Origin of the sequence: Streptomyces sp. NPDC002130 (assembly GCF_040296465.1) — a bacterium.
Lineage (GTDB): Bacteria > Actinomycetota > Actinomycetes > Streptomycetales > Streptomycetaceae > Streptomyces.
In genome coordinates this window covers 1-1,095 of record NZ_JBEOXI010001184.1, presented here as the reverse complement: position 1 = coordinate 1,095, position 1,095 = coordinate 1, and the positions used below count along the sequence as shown (strand labels likewise).

The window sequence follows — 1,095 nt, the reverse complement described above, 5'->3', positions numbered from 1 at the left end:
ACAGTGACCCGAATGGTCTGGGGAGTACCGGAGAATTTGGGACTGGATTTTTCGACACGTGTCCCGCGAGAGACAGAGTAGACGCTGTCTACGCGGGTTGTCTAGTTCGCGCTGGGATGAGTTTGCTGATTCGCGTGACGGCGATGCCTGCCCGCTTGATCACGCCAGGTCGAGCGAACTCCCCCGCTTCGATCAGCGATTCGATTCTCGACCACGGAACGATCTTCCGGAATGCGGCGCATTGGGAGGAGTAGTTCGGTCCCGCCGACTTGATCGCATCGATTCCCCGCTCGAGCACAGCGCGCTCCTCACCGAGCGCCTCGGCGAGCCACAGTAGACCTGGGGCGCAGCGTAAATGGTTGTAGGCGAACTTCGCGTCGCGGTCTGTGTGCTTCCGGTTGTAGGCGCCGGGGGTGTTGTACTCGCCCCAGAAGCCGAGCAAGTGCTCCTTCTGCGAGGAATACCAGACCGCGCTGTCTCGGCTGCGCGGCTCGAAGGCATCCGTTACCGGCTGTGCGGCTTGCAAAGAATCAATCACAGTCACCAGCTGTGCGAGTTCCATTTTCACCTCCAACCAATCGACAAGCAAGCATGAAGCTACGTTGCTTGGGGCTAGTCATCACCGTCCAAGGCCGCTTCTCCGGACCCTAATTCGAACGGTTCGAGCGGTCGTCCGTGAAGGGTCGCGTTGCGCATATGCTTTGCCTGTTTCAAGAGGCTCGTAATCGTATCCTCCGAAACGCCAGATTCGCGCAAACTAGTTTCGAGCGCAGCAAAGTCAAGGTCCGCTAGCTGGGAAGCGCGTGACCTTGTGGGTCTGCACCAGAGTCAGTGCCTCGAACAGCTCGTCGAGTGTGCCGAAGCCGCCCGGCAGGCAGATGAATGCCTGGGAGTACTTCACGAACATCGTCTTGCGTGCGAAGAAGTAACGGAAGTTGATTCCGAGATCCACCCACTCGTTGAGTTCCTGCTCGAACGGCAGCTCGATGCCGAGGCCGATCGAGTATCCACCGGCCTCGCTGCAACCGCGGTTGGCAGCCTCCATGACTCCTGGTCCACCGCCGGTGATGACGGCGTACCCGGCTTCGGCCAACG

The 1,095-nt window shown here is 59.7% G+C and carries 2 protein-coding genes; both read right to left on the bottom strand.

All coding sequences use genetic code 11. The features are described 5' to 3' along the window. Positions 1-88 precede the first annotated feature (88 nt). Positions 89-562: a hypothetical protein gene (locus ABT116_RS49490; RefSeq protein ID WP_351648252.1), complete on the bottom strand. Its 474-nt coding sequence runs from the start codon at positions 560-562 to the stop codon at positions 89-91. 216 nt (positions 563-778) lie between these two features. Continuing rightward, the coding region (locus tag ABT116_RS49485) for an LOG family protein (protein ID WP_502984112.1) at positions 779-1,095 on the bottom strand (317 nt) is incomplete at its 5' end.